Source organism: Luteimonas sp. FCS-9, assembly GCF_001014645.1.
Taxonomy (GTDB): Bacteria; Pseudomonadota; Gammaproteobacteria; order Xanthomonadales; family Xanthomonadaceae; genus Luteimonas.
Genome location: NZ_LASZ01000055.1, coordinates 1 through 915 on the forward strand (window position 1 = coordinate 1; position 915 = coordinate 915).

Annotated in this window: 1 protein-coding gene; it reads right to left on the reverse strand. The window is 66.4% G+C overall.

All coding sequences use genetic code 11. From position 1 onward, the window contains the following. Positions 1-51: 51 nt before the first annotated feature. The coding region (locus WQ56_RS17470) for an IS481 family transposase (protein WP_047138405.1) at positions 52-915 on the reverse strand (864 nt) is incomplete at its 5' end.

A 915-nucleotide genomic window follows, 5' to 3' on the forward strand; every position in this document is an offset into this window, starting at 1 on the left:
TGTACAGACCGGAGACAAGGTGGACACCTGTTCGGAGACATGGTGGACGGGTCATGCGAGGGCGCGCCCCGCGTTCACTTGCCCGGTGGCCAGGTCGATCCTGGCCACTCGACACGTGCTCCAGTACACCTCGTAGCGTCCGTCCTCCAGAGTTGGGCGGATCGCCACACGCTCGCCCACGAACGCCTTGCCCACCTTCCAGTTCTGCCCTCGCCAGGCGATGCGGCCATGTTCGTGCACGAGCCGCACCTCGTCCCTGTTGCCGTATTCAGGCGGTGCCGGATGCTCGACGTAGTCCCGTGCGCTAGGGCGATAGCGATCGACCGGCACGCCCATCCCCAGCGCCTCGTGTGGGCGCTGCTGGTTGTAGATGGCCCGCCAGCCATCGAAAGCGCGTTGCGCCTGGGCGAGGTCGATCAGGGGCGTGTGCTGCAGCACTTCGACCTTCAGCGTGCGGTGGAAGCGTTCGTCCTTGCCTTGTGTCTGTGGATGAAACGGCCGCGAATGGCCGACGCGGATTCCTTGCCGCATCAGCCATAGATCGAGTCGGGTGTAGTGGGCGCCATCGGTGCCCCAGGGCGCGCCGTTGTCCATGGTCATCCGCAGCGGCACGCCGTAGCGCCGGAAGGCCGTGGTCAGGTGCCCGATGACGGTATCGCGCGTCTCCTCGCCGCAGGCCTGCAGGACCAAGGCGTAGCGGGAATGGTCATCGAGTACGGTCAGCGGATGACATCGGCCCCGATGCATCGGGACATAGCCCTTGAAGTCCATCTGCCACAGATCGTTGGGCGCCGGGTGCTCGAAGCGCTGCCAAGGCTGGGCTGCCTGGGAGGCGGCAGGCGAGATCAGACCGTGGCGGCGCAGGACGGCATGCACGGTGCTGACGGCTGGCATCGCATGGCCCAGCACCTCCAG